This is a genomic window from Olsenella sp. KH3B4 (assembly GCA_900111695.1).
GTDB lineage: Bacteria > Actinomycetota > Coriobacteriia > Coriobacteriales > Atopobiaceae > Tractidigestivibacter.
Genome location: FOHD01000022.1, coordinates 1 through 1,188, shown reverse-complemented (window position 1 = coordinate 1,188; position 1,188 = coordinate 1). Strand labels below are relative to the sequence as shown.

At 73.1% G+C, this 1,188-nt stretch carries 1 protein-coding gene; it reads right to left on the bottom strand.

Annotated features, from left to right (window positions below):
- Positions 1-29 precede the first annotated feature (29 nt).
- On the bottom strand, positions 30-1,188 hold a 1,159-nt coding region (locus BMX94_RS10470; protein WP_218138491.1), incomplete at its 5' end, for an IS3 family transposase.

The window sequence follows — 1,188 nt, the reverse complement described above, 5'->3', positions numbered from 1 at the left end:
GGGACCCCGGACGTTCCTCTGGACCGCCGCTACGCCGCGTAACCCAGCGCCGCACGGTGCTCCCTTATCGTCCTCCATCCTAGCGCCTTCTTCGGCTTCCCGCCCCTGTACCACTCGATGTAGGAGCCCAGCCTCTCGCTGAACTCCGCGAACGTCACGCCCCGCCAGTCGGTCCCGTGGAAGAAGTCGCTCTTGAGAGTGCCGAAGAACCCCTCGCACCTCGCGTTGTCCGGGCTCCTGGCCTTGCGCGACATCGAGCGCGTCACGTGGCCGGCGGCGCACGCCGCCGCCCACTCGTCCGTCATGTACACCGCGCCCCCGTCGCTGTGCAGGATCAGCGGGCGCGCCTCCGTCGGGCGCACGGCGGCGACCAGGTCCCCGAGCGTGCCGAGCGCCAGCCCCGCGTCGGGGTGCAGGGACACCCTCCAGCACACCGGCCAGCCGTCGAAGCAGTCGACGGCCGCGCTGAGGTAGGCCTTGAAGCCGTCCAGCCGGAACTCGGTGACGTCGGTGACGCAGAGCAGGCCGGGCTCGGCGGCGTGGAAGTCGTGCGTCCCGTCCTCGCGGAGGGGCAGGTTGGCCGGCCTCTCGCCGCGCTCCCCGGCGTAGCTGCTGTACCTCGCCCTCCGGCGCATCTGGAGCGCCTTGCGGGGCACGAGGCCCTCCTCGCGCATCACCCGGCGCACCACCTTCTCGGAGACGACGACCGGGGTCTCCGCGTCGCCCTCCCCGAGGTCCCTCCAGGAGACCGGCTCGCCCTCCCCGCGCCTGAGGTCGGCCCACACGCTCTCGGAGCCGAAGGTGCCGCCGGACGCCTCGAAGGAGGCGCGGACGCGCGCCCTGAGGGCCGCCTCGGGGTCGGGCCGCGACAGCCTCGCCCGCTGCGAGAGGTAGGTGCTCTTGGGTATGGAGAGCGTCTCGCAGACGTCAGCGAGCCTCACCGCCGGGCTCGCCTCCCTGGCCGCCTGGCCCGCGAGGTACCTCTCCTCGCTGGTCAAAGAGCCAGGGCCTGGTGCTTTTAGGACGTCCAACACCGCCAGGGCCTCGGCGAGCTTGACCTCGGCCATCCTCGCCCGCTCCGCCGGGTCCTCCGGCAGGTCGGCGCCCCAGTCGCGCCAGTCGGTCTGCCCCGCGTGCCCCTCGGTGTCGGCCAAGTCGGCCCCCCTTCCCTCCGTGCGCGCGCGTGCC